15 protein-coding genes are annotated in these 14,800 nt (G+C 70.2%); 10 read left to right on the forward strand and 5 right to left on the reverse strand.

All coding sequences use genetic code 11. The features are described from left to right. Nucleotides 1-105: 105 nt before the first annotated feature. The 4 genes from ABH941_RS00350 to ABH941_RS00365 form a co-directional block, all read right to left on the reverse strand. Complete coding sequence (locus ABH941_RS00350; RefSeq protein ID WP_370126460.1) at nt 106-597, reverse strand: hypothetical protein; 492 nt, start codon at nt 595-597, stop codon at nt 106-108. A gap of 117 nt (nt 598-714) precedes the next feature. Next, entirely contained in the window at nt 715-2,472 is a 1,758-nt protein-coding gene (locus ABH941_RS00355; protein ID WP_370126461.1) for an esterase, read from the reverse strand. Between the two features lie 231 nt (nt 2,473-2,703). Further along, nucleotides 2,704-2,868: a hypothetical protein gene (locus ABH941_RS00360; protein WP_370126462.1), complete on the reverse strand. Its 165-nt coding sequence runs from the start codon at nt 2,866-2,868 to the stop codon at nt 2,704-2,706. A gap of 179 nt (nt 2,869-3,047) precedes the next feature. Then, entirely contained in the window at nt 3,048-4,598 is a 1,551-nt protein-coding gene (locus ABH941_RS00365) for an MFS transporter (protein WP_370126463.1), read from the reverse strand. Between the two features lie 134 nt (nt 4,599-4,732). On the opposite strand from ABH941_RS00365, the gene ABH941_RS00370 reads away from it, so the two are divergent. From ABH941_RS00370 to ABH941_RS00385, 4 genes are all read left to right on the forward strand, one after another. Next, the gene (locus ABH941_RS00370) at nt 4,733-5,716 is read left to right on the forward strand and encodes a sigma-70 family RNA polymerase sigma factor (protein WP_370126464.1); all 984 of its coding nucleotides are present in this window, start codon (nt 4,733-4,735) and stop codon (nt 5,714-5,716) included. Between the two features lie 15 nt (nt 5,717-5,731). Further along, nucleotides 5,732-7,606, forward strand: a complete 1,875-nt coding sequence (locus ABH941_RS00375; protein WP_370126465.1) for an ABC transporter ATP-binding protein — start codon at nt 5,732-5,734, stop codon at nt 7,604-7,606. Nucleotides 7,607-7,664: 58 nt separating this feature from the next. Continuing rightward, on the forward strand, nt 7,665-8,234 hold the full coding sequence (locus ABH941_RS00380) for a barstar family protein (RefSeq protein WP_370126466.1): 570 nt from the start codon (nt 7,665-7,667) through the stop codon (nt 8,232-8,234). A gap of 74 nt (nt 8,235-8,308) precedes the next feature. Next, nucleotides 8,309-8,695, forward strand: a complete 387-nt coding sequence (locus ABH941_RS00385) for a PPOX class F420-dependent oxidoreductase (RefSeq protein WP_370126467.1) — start codon at nt 8,309-8,311, stop codon at nt 8,693-8,695. Between the two features lie 53 nt (nt 8,696-8,748). On the opposite strand, the gene ABH941_RS00390 is transcribed toward ABH941_RS00385, so the two are convergent. Then, nucleotides 8,749-9,930, reverse strand: a complete 1,182-nt coding sequence (locus ABH941_RS00390) for a hypothetical protein (protein WP_370126468.1) — start codon at nt 9,928-9,930, stop codon at nt 8,749-8,751. Nucleotides 9,931-9,998: 68 nt separating this feature from the next. On the opposite strand from ABH941_RS00390, the gene ABH941_RS00395 reads away from it, so the two are divergent. From ABH941_RS00395 to ABH941_RS00420, 6 genes are all read left to right on the forward strand, one after another. Next, entirely contained in the window at nt 9,999-10,265 is a 267-nt protein-coding gene (locus tag ABH941_RS00395; RefSeq protein WP_370126469.1) for a hypothetical protein, read from the forward strand. 409 nt (nt 10,266-10,674) lie between these two features. Next, nucleotides 10,675-11,649: a metal ABC transporter solute-binding protein, Zn/Mn family gene (locus ABH941_RS00400; RefSeq protein WP_370126470.1), complete on the forward strand. Its 975-nt coding sequence runs from the start codon at nt 10,675-10,677 to the stop codon at nt 11,647-11,649. Between the two features lie 5 nt (nt 11,650-11,654). Next, on the forward strand, nt 11,655-12,527 hold the full coding sequence (locus tag ABH941_RS00405) for a metal ABC transporter ATP-binding protein (RefSeq protein WP_370126471.1): 873 nt from the start codon (nt 11,655-11,657) through the stop codon (nt 12,525-12,527). After that, nucleotides 12,514-13,422: a metal ABC transporter permease gene (locus tag ABH941_RS00410; RefSeq protein ID WP_370126472.1), complete on the forward strand. Its 909-nt coding sequence runs from the start codon at nt 12,514-12,516 to the stop codon at nt 13,420-13,422. Before ABH941_RS00405 ends, ABH941_RS00410 begins: the two co-directional genes overlap by 14 nt. Continuing rightward, the gene (locus ABH941_RS00415; protein WP_370126473.1) at nt 13,419-14,270 is read left to right on the forward strand and encodes a metal ABC transporter permease; all 852 of its coding nucleotides are present in this window, start codon (nt 13,419-13,421) and stop codon (nt 14,268-14,270) included. Before ABH941_RS00410 ends, ABH941_RS00415 begins: the two co-directional genes overlap by 4 nt. A gap of 75 nt (nt 14,271-14,345) precedes the next feature. After that, the gene (locus ABH941_RS00420) at nt 14,346-14,783 is read left to right on the forward strand and encodes a Fur family transcriptional regulator (protein WP_370126474.1); all 438 of its coding nucleotides are present in this window, start codon (nt 14,346-14,348) and stop codon (nt 14,781-14,783) included. The last annotated feature ends 17 nt before the right edge of the window (nt 14,784-14,800 follow it).

Here is a 14,800-nt window from a genome sequence, read left to right on the forward strand (position 1 = left end):
CGACCGGGAGGACGAGTTCGACGGGTGGGCGAGCTCCCCGTCTGCTCGGTTCCATGCCGCGACGTCTGCGTCCAGGGTCCCGGGCATGCCCGGTCGAGACATTGCCTAGCGGAGGGACGCCCGGGCTGCGGCGATCGCGCCGCGCAGCAGTCCGGTCAGTCTGCGGTTGCCCTCGGCAGTGATCAAGTGGCCCTGCCAGGGGTCTACTGACTGCCAGTCACGATCGGTCAGCGGAGGGACCGGCTCCCCGGGCTTCAGGTTCTCCGGCAGGGCGGGCAGCCGTACCAGCAGGGTGTGCGTGCCCATGGCGACGGCTACCGCGATGCCCTCGTAGCAGAGCACGGGAACGCCGTAGGCGCAGTGCAGCTGCTCCTGGTGGGCCCGGATCGTCCGGGTGGTCAGGGTGGGGGAGTGCAACCGTTCCCTGGGGGTCAGGTCGGCGAGTCGCCCCTCCAGGTCGGGATGGGTGTGCAGTTGCCATTCGCCCAGGGCGAAGTCTCCGGGGCCGCTCGGCGGACGGGCGAGCGGGCGGAGGAAGTTCAGCAGGGGCATATTGGCGGACAGTTCCGGGACCTTGCGCGGCGGTTCGGTCTCCATGTCGGGCGACGCTACCCGGCTCCCGAGGGAGAGGCCAGGGATGCTGCAGGAGCCCGAGCAGAGGACCAGGTGGCCGACAGCGGAGAGGCTGTCGGCCACCAGCACGCCGTCAGGTGGTCATTTTCCGATGACGGACTCCACCCAGTCGATGAAGTTCGTCGCGGGGTCGCCGTTGGCGTACTCGGCCTCGGTGTGGGCCATGGCCCACACGGTGGCGAAGTCGACGCTGCGGACGCCGTATTCCTGCAGCGCCAGTGAAACGTTGAGCTCGGTGGTGCTGGCGGTGTCGCCCTGCATGATGCCGGTGCGGATGCGCCAGTGCTGGGCCACCTGCGACTGCCGGTAGCCGTCGAAGGCCGGGGACAGGTAGTACAGCGGGTTGTAGGCGTCGACCCGCCAGGCCGTGTCCTTGCCGGCGTTGTCGCGCTCGGCGAAGTCGCTGTCGTACGCGGCGGCGCCGTAGGAGGAGTCCCAGTCGGAGTACGCGGCGTACTTCGCCTGGTTCGCCGCGATGACGTCGCGGGTCAGCGGAGCGAAGTGCTTCGGCTGGCTGAGCCCCTGCCCGAAGACGCCGTTCTCGGTCTGCCCGCGCGAGTACCCGTCGAACGCGCCGACCGGCTTGCTCGCGTTCTTCTGGCTCTTGACGAAGCCTTCGAGGCTCAGCACCTTGGCGGTGTTGGTCGTGGAGTCGTAGACGGCCCAGGTGCTGTCGGTGTTGAGGTAGGTGAAGTAGTCGGCGACCGTCGCGTACGTGGTCGAGGAACCCGTCGAGCCCGATCCGGGCGGGCCGCCCTGGGTGGTGTAGGTGTACGGGAACGTGGTGTAGCCGAGGAACTCGTTCAGCGAGGTGGTGATCACCGAGATCAGGTGGTCGTAGTAGCTGCCGGCCTGGTAGACACCGCTGCTGGACGCGGTCAGCTCCAGCCGCCTGCCGTGCCCGTCGCGCAGGCCCAGGCGGTTGAGGTACGCGGCCCAGGCGTGTGCGAGGTCCGTCGAATAGGCGCTGGTCCAGGTGCTGGACGCGCGCGTCCCGGTCGAGGCGAACTGGCCCATGTTCCACTCGTAGGACAGGTTGGCCTCGTGCAGGCTGGTGATCGGGCACCAGGCCATGACGCCGGCCACGGCGTCGCTGAGCGGCCGGCCGTTGGCGTCCTCCATCGCCGCGCCGATGGAGCGCAGGTACGGGAGGTACAGGGCGCTGTCGCCGGACGCGCCGGCCACGGTGTCCTGGGCGCCGCCGCCGCTCATGCCGAACAGGGCGATGCGGTCCGTGCTGCCGGGCAGCGCCTTCCGGTTGTACCGCAGGTACCGGACCGAGGCCTTGAGGTCGGTCACGCCCCAGGGGGCGTCGCCGGTCAGCGTGCTGGTCGAGCTGGACGTGCCGCGCATGCCCGGCCACACGTAGACCAGCCCGGCCGCCAGGTACTGCGACACGGCCGAGTAGTTGTAGGACGTGGCCGGGGACTGCGCGGAGTAGCCGGGGGTGTTGACGGGTATCACGATCGGCGCGGTGCGCGCCGTGTACTGGCCGACGGCGCCCTTCTGGTTGACCGTCGCGGTGTACGTGGTTCCGTCGCTGTTCTTGGTCGCCGTCAGATAGGCGCCCGGCACGTAGACCGACAGGGTCTCGTAGTTCGTGTCGGCCGGGTTTGCGGCGTACACCGTCCCGATCTGGTAGTAGACGTCGTTGGTCGAGTCGTAGGACCAGGCGGTGGAGTCGAACTCCAGGGAGTACTTCGCGGTCGTGCTTGTGGTCGAACTGCTCTGTGACGACGTGGTGCTGGCGAAGGCCGTCCCGGTTCCCTGGGCGATTCCGAGCGCGGCCAATGCCGCGGCACCTGCGCCGTGGATGACGTTCCTGCGAGTGACGTCCACCCGTGGACCTCCTAGTGCATAGGGGCTTTGGGCACAGCCCGGCACATCCGCTGCGTCGGGGACCCAACGGATGTGGCAGACGGTGCGCCTGATGTAACGACCGTAGAACGAACGGCGATTGAGTTCAATATTGTTGACAATTATGAGAATGATCTGTGAGGCAGGCTGGGTGGATATGAAAGCTGGTGGCGCCGCAGGACGGCGGCCGCCTGTGCACGCGCCTCGCTGCGCCTATCTGTACGCGATGACGGCAGTGGCGTCGTTGAGCGCACTCACTTGCACGATGCCCCCGCCGGGGAGGGCGTAGACGGTGCCCAGGAACGAGGTCCAGTTGTCCGTGCCGCTGGGCAGCGGGTGGAGCGGGGTCGAGTAACCGGTGGCCGGGTCGAGCCGCACAAGGTAGGGAACGCCGGCGGGACTGCTCGCAGAGACCGCGTACAGCCGGCCGTCGCCACTCGCATCGACGAGCGTGGCACCAGTGCGGCTGTCGCCGGTGTACGTCCACAGTCGGGCGCCGGTGGTGCGGTCGAACGCGGTGACTCCGTGGACGTCGCTGGTGTTTCGGGTCGGGACGATCAGTGCCGGTCCGGTGACGTGGGCGTCCTGGTCGCCGGGGAAGCCGTTGCTGACGCCCTCGTTGAGGTTGCTGGTGCTTTCCCTTGTACGGCGGCCTCGGCGGGTTCGGTGGGTTCGGTGCGGCGGACGAGGAGGAGGGCGACGGGGACAGCGGTCAGGCCGATGAGGCCGCAGACCCAGAACGCCCAGTGGAATCCGCCGGTGAGCGCGTCCGTGAGGGTGTGGCCCTGGCCGAGCAGGGCGCGGGAGCGTGCGGCCGCCACGGTTGAGGCGACGGCTATCCCGATCGCTCCGCCGAGCTGCTGGGACGAGTCGATGAGTCCGGAGGCGATTCCCGCGTCGCGCTCGGTGACGCCGACCAGGGCTCCGATCGACACCGGGATGAACACCCAGGTGACGGTGCCGGTGAGGAAGAAGGGGCCGGCCAGGTCGGCCCAGAAGCTCCCGTGGGAGGGCAGCTGGGTCGCCCACAGGATTCCGGCGCCGGTCAGGGTCATCCCGGCGGCCGTCACCAGCCTGACCGAGGTGCGGGTGACGAGCAGCTGCGCCGGCCCGGCCAGCACCACCCCGGTCAGGCCGACGGCCAGCCAGGCGAGGCCGGTCTTCATCGCGGAGTACCCGAGGACCTGCTGCATGTACAGGGTGCCGATGAAGATGTAGCCGTAGAAGCCGGCCCCGAGCAGGAAGCCGACCGCGTTGGACCCGGCTAGGGTCTTCAGCCGGAACAGCCGCAGCGGCAGCAGCGGTGCCTCCGACCTGGCCTCGACGACCACGAACGCGGCCAGCAGGGCCGCCGACGACGCGAGCAGGGCCAGGGTCCGGGCGGCGGTCCACCCGACGGCCGGCGCCTGCGAGATCGCGTAGACCACCATCACCAAGGCGCCGGTCACGGTGAGGGCGCCGAGCGGGTCGTAGCGGCGGCGGGCGTCCTGCAGTCTGCTTTCCGGCACCAGCCGCCGGGCCAGCAGCAGCGCGGCCCCGCCGACGGCGACGTTCAGGTAGAAGATGTACGGCCAGCCCGCGTACCGGGTGAGGGCGCCGCCCGCCAGCACGCCGACGGTCGCCCCGCTGGCGCCGATGGCGCCCCAGAGCCCGAGCGCCTTGTTGCGCTCGGCGCCCTCGGGGAACATGTTCAGCACGATCGACAGCGCGGCGGGCAGCACCGCGGCGGCGCCCAGGCCCTGGACGCCGCGCATGACGATCAGGAACGTGCTGCTGGTGGCCAGCGCGCAGGCGAGCGAGGCCGCGGTGAACAGCGCCAGCCCGGACATGAACATGCGCCTGCGGCCGAGCAGGTCGGCGGCCCGGCCGCCGAGCAGCAGGAACCCGCCGAAGGTGAGCGCGTACGCGGTCACCACCCACTGCAGGTCCGACTCGGCGAAACGCAGCTTGGTGCCGATCGTCGGCAGCGCGACGTTGACGATCAGCAGATCGACCGCCGTCATGAAGTACGCCACGGCAAGCAGCGAGAACGCCCGCCACCGGCGCGCTTCGCCGGGTGCCGCGGCCTCCCCGCCGCCGATGTCGCTCCTGGGTTCTACTGAGGTCATGTGTGCCTCCGGTCTTGACTGGTCAGGTCCTCACCGGTTGAAGCACCGGCCGTCCCGGCGATTCGCCGATGAATCCGTGCCGCTGTCGGTGTTGCACTGTCAGGAGGCGTTTTCGAGAGAGGACAGGTGCCCCAGTGACCGAGGCGACCCTCGCCCGTGCCCAGGCCGGCGACGGTGAGGCCTTCCGCGCGCTCATCGATCCGCACCGCCGCGAGCTGCAGGCGCACTGCTACCGGATCCTCGGATCGGTCCAGGACGCCGAGGACGTGCTTCAGGAGGCTCTGCTGGCCGCATGGCGTTCGATCGGCCGGTTCGACGGCCGGTCGCTGCGGGCGTGGCTGTACCGGATCGCCACCAACCGCTGCCTCAACTACCTGCGCGGCGAGTCCCGCCGCCCGCAGCCGGTCGGCCGCCCCGACCAGGGCGAGGGGCGGGCCGGGCCGGGCCGGTTCGACGAGCCGTGGTGGCTCGAGCCCTACCCGGATGACCTGGACGACCTGGCCCCCGGCCCCGAAGCCCGGTACGACGCACGGGAGTCGATCGCCCTGTCGTTCGTGGCGGGCCTGCAGCACCTGCCACCCCAGCAGCGGGCGGTCCTGGTACTCCGGGACGTGCTCGGCTTCCCCGCGGCCGAGGCCGCGGACATCCTCGGCACCACTCAGACCGCCGTCAACAGCGCGCTCGTCCGGGCCCGGGCCGGCCTCCGCCCCGACCGGGACCCGCACGACGTGCCGGTTCCCAAGTCCCCGGCCGAGGCCGCTGTCGTCGACCGGTTCGTCAACGCGTTCGAGCGCTTCGACCTGGACGAGCTGGTGGCCCTGCTGACCGACGACGCCAGGCTCACCATGCCGCCCGAACCCGCCGAACACCGGGGACCCCGGGCGATCGCCGGATTCCTCCTGGACCACGTGGGCCAGGACCTCACCTTCCTCCCCACCCGGGCCAACGGCCAGCCTGCTCTCGTCCTCTACCTCCCCGACCCCAGCGCGCCGATCCGGCGGGCCGGCGGTCTCATCGTGATCACGCTGCAGGGCGACCGGATCCGCCGGCTCACCCGCTTCGGAGACCTGGGAGTCCTCGCCCGCTTCGGGTTCCCCCGCACGCTGCCGCGAGGCTGAGGGATAGTCTCTTCCATGAGCATGGAATCCACAGCCTGGATGCAGTTGCACAGCGTGATGAACGCGCAGCAGGAGCGCCGTCCCCTCACCAGGGCCACCGCGAAGCGCATCGCGGCCTTCGCCCGTCCGCACCGACGACAGATCCTCCAGTTCCTGGTGCTCAGCATCGCGACCGCACTCATCGCCGTCGCCACCCCGGTCCTCGCCGGCCGGGTCGTCGACGCGATCGTGCGCGGCAAGGACAGCGGCACCGTTGTCCGTCTCGCACTCCTCATCGCCGTGATCGCACTCGCGGACGCCGCCCTCGGGCTTCTCAACCGCTGGCTGTCGGCGAGCCTCGGCGAGGGGCTGATCCTCGACCTTCGGACCGCCGTCTTCGACCACGTGCAGCGCATGCCGGTCGCCTTCTTCACCCGCACCCGGACCGGCGCGCTGGTCAGCCGCCTCAACAATGACGTCATCGGCGCGCAGCGCGCCTTCAGCAACACGCTCTCCGGTGTCGTCAGCAACGTCGTGACGCTGCTGCTGACCCTGGCCGTGATGCTCACCATCTCCTGGCAGATCACCCTGCTCGCACTGGTGCTGCGCCCCGTGTTCGTCATCCCCGCCCGCCGCACGGGCACCCGCATGGCACGCCTTCAGCGCGAGGCCGCCGAGCACAACGCGGCCATGGGCACCCGGATGACCGAGCGCTTCTCCGCGCCCGGCGCGACCCTGGTCAAGCTCTTCGGCCGGCCCGCCGAGGAGTCCGCGGAGTTCGCCGCGCGGGCCCGCCGGGTGCGTGACATCGGCGTTCGTACGGCCATGGCGCAGGCCGTGTTCATCACGGCACTGACCCTGGTCTCCGCCCTGGCGCTCGCGCTCGTCTACGGCCTCGGCGGTTTCTACGCACTGCGCGGAGAGCTGGCGCCCGGCGCCGTCGTCACGCTCGCGCTGCTGCTCACCCGCCTCTACGCGCCGCTGACCTCCCTGGCAGGCGCCCGCGTCGAGGCCATGAGCGCCCTCGTCAGCTTCGAGCGGGTCTTCGAGGTGCTCGACCTCAAGCCGCTCATCGACGAGAAGCCGGACGCCCGCAAGGTCCCCGAGGGCCCGGTCGCCGTCGAGTTCGACGCGGTCCGCTTCGGCTACCCGTCCGCCGACAAGGTCTCCCTCGCCTCCCTCGAAGAGGTCGCGAGCCTGGACACCCGCGGCGGCACCGAGGTCCTGCACGGCGTCTCCTTCCGCGCCGAGCCCGGCGAGACGGTCGCGCTGGTCGGCACCTCCGGCGCCGGCAAGTCCACCATCGCGCAGCTGCTGCCGAGGCTGTACGACACGGACGAGGGCGCCGTACGCCTGGGCGGTGTCGACGTACGCGATCTCGCGCAGGACTCGATCCGCGACACGATCGGCATGGTCACCCAGGACGGCCACCTCTTCCACGAGTCCGTCCGCGCCAATCTCCTGCTGGCCAGGCCCGGCGCCACCGAGGACGAGCTGTGGGACGCGCTGCGCCGCTCCCGTCTGGACGGCCTGGTCGCCTCGCTGCCCGACGGCCTGGACACGGTCGTCGGGGAGCGCGGTTACCGCCTTTCCGGCGGCGAACGCCAGCGCCTGACCATCGCCCGCCTGCTGCTGGCCCGCCAGCGCGTGGTCATCCTGGACGAAGCCACCGCCCACCTGGACTCCACCTCGGAGGCGGCCGTCCAGGAGGCGCTCGCCGAGGCACTGGAGGGCCGCACCGCGGTGGTCATCGCCCACCGCCTGTCCACCATCCGCGCCGCCGACCAGATCCTGGTCGTCGAGGCCGGCGAGGTCGTGGAGCGCGGTACCCACGAGGTTCTGCTCGCTGCGGGCGGCCGCTACGAGGAGCTGTACCGCGCCCAGTTCGAGCGCCCGGGAGCCGAGATCTAGCGGGCCCGAGCCTGCGGAATTGCCCGAACGTCCTCCGCTCCGTGTCATGATCGGAGACATGACCGAGTTCTCGTGGCCCGAAGGCGACGGCGACGCCGCGAACGCTGCGTCCCCCGAGCGCCTCTACCGGGAACTGGCATCCAACACCTTCGTCACGCTCTACTGGCGCCGGGAGCTCTTCGACCGGACGGCCGGGCGACTTCGCGAGCAGCAATTCGCGGTCGTGGAAGTGGACGCCTCCAACTGGACCACCACTGACGCGATGCACCAGGACATCGCCACGGCCCTGGACTTCCCGGACTACTACGGTCGCAATCTCGACGCGCTCAACGACTGCCTGCGCGACGTCATCGACGGTGAATACGGCGTCCCGGCGGACAGCACCGGCTTTGTCCTCGCCATCACCCACTACGACCACTTCGCCCGTGCCTGCCCCCGTGAAGCCCAGATCGTCCTCGACATCCTGGCGGACCGCAGCCGAAACGCGGCGGTGTTCGGCAGACGCGTACTCTGCCTGGTCCACAGCGACGACCCGGGCATCACCTTTGAGCCCGTCGGAGCGATGCCCGTCGCCTGGAACCCGGCCGAGTGGCTCGACGCACGACGCCAACCGCCCCCGCGGGCATGAACAGTGGAGCGGTGCGGTTGTGAACGACGCAACCGCACCTACCGTTTCCTGGACTGAGTATGGGAGTGGCATCGATGGTGGAGATCCCCGAGGGCGTCCGCAGGCTGTTGGAGCGTCCGGTCCTGGTGACCCTGGGCACGGTCCGGCCGGACGGCGCTCCGCAGGTGAACCCGATGTGGTTCGTCTGGGACGGCGAGTTCCTCTGGTTCACCCACACGAACGTCCGGCAGAAGTACAAGAACTTCGCCCATGAACCACGGGTCTCGATCGCGATCTTCGACCCGGAGGAGAAGTACGGCTACGTCGAGATCCGCGGCGTCGTCGACCACATCGACCCCGACCCCGAGGCCAAGCTCTACCAGCGCCTGTCCGAGCGCTATGACGGCACCCCGGTGACCCCCAAGGACGCCGCCGACCGGGTAGCGGTCGCCGTACGGCCGACGTGGACCTACAGCCAGTAGCCACAACCCCACAACCGGCCCGGCGACCCGGGCCGGCCGAGGGTGCCCGGCGGTCAACTCGTGACGGTTTCCTGATGCGTTGCTCCGCGGCCGAGTTCCAGGACGCGCTCGACGAAGCCCACTCGGGTGACCTCCGGGGCCAGCTTCCGCGCGCGTGCGAGAGCCTTGTGGGCCGCGTCGTGACGTTGGGCTCGGTTGAGAGCGAGCGCCAGAGTGCACAGGGTCATGCAGCGGCGCAGGGGAGCGCTGCCCACCCGTGCGGCTGTACGGGCCTCGTGCACCGCTTGGTCGACATCGCCCTTGGCCAGGAAGTAGAGCGCTCTGAGGTCGCTGCCCGCCATCTCGTACACGGACGTGTCGCGAAGCTGCAGGTACAGCGCAAAGAAGCGTTCCGAGGCGAGGGGATCCGGTCCCTCGGACTCCAACGCGTATGCCAGCGCCCGGGCTTGAGTGTGCGGCAGCGCCGCACGAACGGTGCTGTGCAGGTCGGCGGACTCCACCAGCACCTCGGCCAGGGCTGCCGCTTGGCGGTACTGCCCCTCGGCCATCAGGAGAAGCACCTCGGCCTGTTGCCGAGCCGACTCCTCTGCCGAGCCCGACACCGTCCAATCGTCCAACGCCGCCCGGGCCTGGTGGACCTGGGCCTGAACCACCAGTGTCATCACCGCCCGAGCCGCAGGCGCGTCCGCAGCAGCCGTCCGGGTCCGATCCGCGGAACTACCAGGGAGCACGGTGACCGCCTGCACCCCCGCCGCGATCACGGTGAACCCGATGGTCGCAAGACCCGCAGCGGTTCCGAACGGCCGAGGGCAGAGCAGCAGCAGGCCCGCGACCAGGGCCCCGGCTACGGCCTGCAGCAGGATCCACACAATCCTGCGGAGGCGCAATCCCGGACGCTGGTCGACACCGACGCCTACCTGAAGGATCGGCAGGGGTACCCGGCGTACGACGACGACGTACTTCGGCCCGACGGTTGTACGCCAGGCGGGCCCAAGTCCCCAGAAGAGCCGCTTCGCAGGCACCCCGCACCAACGTCCGAAGCCGAGCGCCGCGAGCGAGCCCAGCAAGGCAGCGACTGCCGCGGCGAGGTACGTTCCGCCAAGTGCACCGGCCGTGCGAGGCGCATTCGCAGGCGCCCCCAATAGAGCGACCCCAAATGCGGTCATCGACACCAGGGCACGGAGCAGGCGCGGGACAACCGAGCGTGCGATATCAGACGATCTTTCGGCGGACATGACGAGATGATCCCAGGCCGTCTACGCAAGCCAACCACGGGGGGCTCAGGCTCCACGACGACCAGTACGTGGACGCCGAACGGATCGAGGCGGGACGGGGCGAGCTTGACGTCGGGTGGCATGACCCGGTCGCCCAGACGCTCGACGAGACCCACATCCACCTGTCCGCGCAGGGCGTCAGGGTCTTCCGTGTTGTCTGCCGCTACGCCTGGCCGAGCGAGCTCGACCTCATGCCCCGCATCGCCTGGCTGCGACTCAAGGAGCGTTGGAGCGGGTGGCAGCGCGAACCGTTCACGGCAGCCGGCCGGAACTGCATCTCCGTCTACTCGCACTGACAGTCTGCTGCTGGCGTCTCCGTACATCGTGCAGGACAGTGTGTGCGCCGTGCGCGTGGGCAACGACATCTAACCAGTCGTCGCTGCCCGGACTCGGTGACTATGCCCTGGTGCGCCTCGCGGCGCCGAGCAAGGCGGCGCCCAGCGGCGGGGGCGGGACGAACCCACTGGTCTGGGTGCTCGGCGGGGCGACGCTCGCACCGGCTGCAGCCGTCCTGGCTGTACGCAGGCGACGCAGCCGTGAGGGCGAGCTGGAGGAGGAGGCCAGCGGTGGCGGTAGCGCGGGGCAGGCGGGTCAAGGTTTGGTAATGGTTTTCATCCCTAAGTCATCCGAGGTGGTGATGAAAACTGTTTCCATCTAGCGTGGTGCTTATCCCGCAGACCTGCCCTGCCCAAGGAGATTCGCGCCATGACTGCCATCTCGTCCCGCACCCGCCGCCGTAGAGCCCTCCGGATCTCGCTGGGTGCCGCAGGCGTTGTGGCGCTCGCGGCCACCAGTGCCTGCTCCACCACCTCGCCTGCCGCATCCACCGCCAACGCCTCCAGCGGCGTGAGCGGCAGCAGCAAGGTGATCCAGGTCGTGGCGGCGGAGAACTTCTGGGGCAGCATCGCCACCCAACTCGGCGGCAGCCACACCCAGGTGACCAGCATCATCACCAACCCGAACACCGACCCGCACTCCTACGAGCCCACCGCCGCCGACGCGCGGACGGTGACCACCGCGCAGTACGCGATCGTCAACGGCATCGGCTACGACGCCTGGGCCGACAAACTGCTGGCCACCAACCCCGGCAGCGGGCGCACCGAACTCAAGGTCGGCGACCTGGTCGGCATCCAGCCCGGCGGCAACCCGCACCGCTGGTACTCCCCGGACAACGTGCACCAGGTCATCGAGCAGATCACCGCCGACTACAAGAAGATAGATCCAGCCGACGCCGCCTACTTCGACCAGCAGAAGACCACCTTCGAGACGCAGACGCTGGCCCCCTACAACCAGCTGATCGCCGACATCAATGCGAAGTACGCGGGCACCCCGATCGGCGCCTCGGAGTCGATCGTCAGCCCGCTCGCCGCCGGTCTGGGCCTGAAGATGCTCACGCCGGTGACCTTCCTGTCCGCGATGAGCGAGGGCACCGACCCCACCGCCGCCGACAAGGCAACCATCGACCAGCAGATCAGGACCAAGCAGATCAAGGTCTACGTCTACAACAGCCAGAACTCCACCCCCGACGTGGTCGCCCAGGTGAACCTGGCCAAGTCCGAGGGCATCCCGGTGGCCACCGTCACCGAGACCCTCGCCCCCGCCAGTGCGACGTTCCAGCAGTGGCAGACCAGCGAACTGCAGGGCATCGAAGCCGCCCTCGCCAAGGCCACCGGGAAGTAACGCCGATGAACCCGATCACAGGAACCCCGGCCAAACCAACCGCCCCCGCGCAGCAGACGGCCGAGCCGTCGCAGCCGGTGCTGGAACTGCGCGACGCCGCGGTGCGCGTCGGCGGCCGGACCCTGTGGTCGGGCGTCGACCTCCAGGTCCAGGCCGGCGAGTTCGTCGCGGTGCTGGGACCCAACGGGGTGGGCAAGTCCACCATGGTCAAGGTGCTGCTCGGGGTGCTTCCCGCGGCTGCGGGCGAGGTCCGCGTGCTGGGGGAGCGTCCCGGCCAGGTCAACCAGCGCGTCGGCTACCTGCCCCAGCGGCGCAACTTCGACGCCGGCCTGCGGATCCGCGGCCTGGATGTGGTGCGCCTCGGCCTGGACGGCGACCACTGGGGTATACCGCTGCCGGGACGTGGCCGCCGCGACCGGGAGCGGGTGGCGGAGGTCGTGGACCTGGTCGGCGCGAGCGCCTACGCGCACCGCCCGATCGGGCAGTGCTCCGGCGGTGAGCAGCAGCGGCTGCTGATCGCCCAGGCGCTGGTGCGCCGCCCCGAGGTGCTGCTGCTGGACGAGCCGTTGGACAGCCTGGACCTGCCCAACCAGAGCGCGGTCGCCGCCCTGATCGGACGGATCTGCCACCAGCAGGGCGTGGCCGTGGTGATGGTGGCCCACGACGTCAACCCGATACTCCACCACCTGGACCGGGTGGTGTATCTCGCCGAAGGCGGGGCAGTGGCCGGGACCCCGGCCGAGGTGATCACCTCCGAGACACTGACCCGCCTGTACGGCACGCCGGTCGAGGTACTGCGCACCAGCGACGGCCGCCTGGTCGTGGTCGGCCAGCCCGAGGCCCCCTCCACCCACGGGGGCCACCATGCTGCTGGCTGACGCCTCCACCTCCTGGTCCTGGAACCTCCTCGCGGACTTCCAGCAGATGTGGTCCTTCCCGTTCATGGTCAACGCCTTCCGCGCCGGAGCCATCGTGGCCGTGGTCGCCGGAGCGGTGGGATGGTTCATGGTGCTGCGCCGCCAGACCTTCGCCGGGCACACCCTGTCCGTGGTCGCCTTCCCCGGTGCGGCCTTCGCCACCCTGGTCGGCATCAGCCTGAGCCTGGGCTACTTCGGGTTCTGCGTCACCGCCGCCCTGGCCATCGCCGCACTGCGGCGCGACGGTCAGGCCGGCGGCGCGGGGGAGTCCGCCGCGACCGGCGTGGTCCAGGCGTTCCTGCTGGCCTGCGGCTACCTGTTCATGGCCCTGTACAAGGGTCTGCTGGAGGGCCCGCAGGCGTTGCTGTTCGGCAGCTTCCTCGGAATCACGACGGGACAGGTGGCGATCCTGGGCATCGCCGCCGTGGTCGTCCTGGCGGTCCTTGGCGTGATCGGGCGTCCGCTGCTGTTCGCCTCGGTCGATCCGCAGGTCGCCGCCGGGCGCGGGGTGCCGGTGGGGCTGCTGTCCACACTGTTCCTGGTGCTGCTGGGCGCGGCGACCGCCGAGGCGGCGCAGATCACCGGTGCGCTGCTGGTGTTCGCGCTGATGGTGCTGCCCGCCGCCACTGCCCAGCAGCTAACCGCCCGGCCGGGACTGAGCCTGGCGCTGAGCGTGCTGATCGGCTTCGCCGTGACCTGGCTGGGTCTGGTCGCCGCGTTCTACTGGCCCTATCCGCTCGGCTTCTTCGTGACCACGTTCGCCTTCGCCGCCTTTCTCGCGGCCCACGCCGCCCGCGCACTACAGGGTGTGCGGGCCCGCTCCAGCGAGTCCCTCCTGCAGGCAGGTGCCGCATGACCGAACTTGCCGTCTCGGCCTGGTCGCAGACCTTCTTCCACCACGCCGTCCTCGCCGGGACGTTCATCGCCCTGGCAGCCGGCCTGGTGGGCTACTTCCTGGTGCTGCGCGCCCAGGTCTTCACCGGCGACGCGCTGAGCCATGTCGCCTTCACCGGCGCCATGGCGGCCCTCGCAGGCGGCTACGACCTGCGCCTGGGCCTGTTCGTGGGCTGCGTCGGCGCCGGGTTGCTGCTCGCAGGGATCGGCCGCGCGGGGCGCGCTGACGACGTGGTCATCGGCAGCGCCTTCGCCTGGATCCTGGGGCTGGGCTCGTTCTTCCTCACCCTCTACACCACCTCGCGCAGTGGCGCGATGGGCGGTGCCGGGACCAGCGTGCTGTTCGGCTCCATCTTCGGCCTGGACGGCGGGCAGACCCTGGTCGCGGTCCTGGTCGCGGCCGCGATCAGCGCGCTGATTGTGGTCATCGCCCGCCCGCTGCTGTTCGCGACCGTGGACGAGGCGGTGGCCGCAGCCCGAGGCGTGCCGGTCCGCGTTTTGGGGTTCGGTTTCCTGGCTCTGGTCGGGGCGTGCGCAGGCGAGGCCACCCAGGCGGTCGGCTCGCTGCTGCTGCTCGGACTGCTCGCCGCCCCGGCGGGAGCGGCCATCCGGCTGACGGACCGTCCGTTCCAGGGACTGGCGCTGTCCGCAGGTCTCGCCGTCGCGGAGATGTGGGCGGGACTTGCCGCCAGTGCGCTGATACCCAGCCTGCCGCCGAGCTTCGCCATCATGGCCGCCGCCACCGCCGTCTACAGCGCGACCTTCCTGGTCCGACCCAACCGCAGACCCGAGACGGCAATCGCTCCCTGACCCGCCACGCCGCAGCAGAACTCGTACCTGAGGGGATGCCGTGAACGAAGTCTCGACCAGCACGGGGACGCCCGCATGAACGGCACGACGCCCCGGCCGGAGGTGGAGCTGATCGGGCGCGCCACCCAGCAGCGCACCACAGTGCTGCGCGCCCTGATCGCCACCGACGGCTTCGTCAGCGCCCAGGTCCTCCATGCCCGGCTGATCTCCGATGAAGAGCGCGTCGGGCTCAGCACCATCTATCGCACCCTGACAGCACTGGCCGAGGCGGGACGCGCCGACGTTGTGCGCGACCCGGGCGGGGAGCGGCAGTTCCGATACCGGCCCGGAGCCGACCACCGCCACTACCTGATCTGCCGTCAGTGCGGACTCAGCCTGCCGGTCGACTCCGCCCCGGTGGAGACCTGGGCGGACCAGGTCGGCGAGGAGGCCGACTTCGCCGACGTCGTCCACACCGTCGAACTCACCGGCACCTGCGCCACCTGCAGAGCCGAAGCCCGCGAGCACACCTGACACACCACTGCAACTCC

The organism is Streptacidiphilus sp. EB103A (genome assembly GCF_041261405.1).
Classification (GTDB): Bacteria; Actinomycetota; Actinomycetes; order Streptomycetales; family Streptomycetaceae; genus Streptacidiphilus.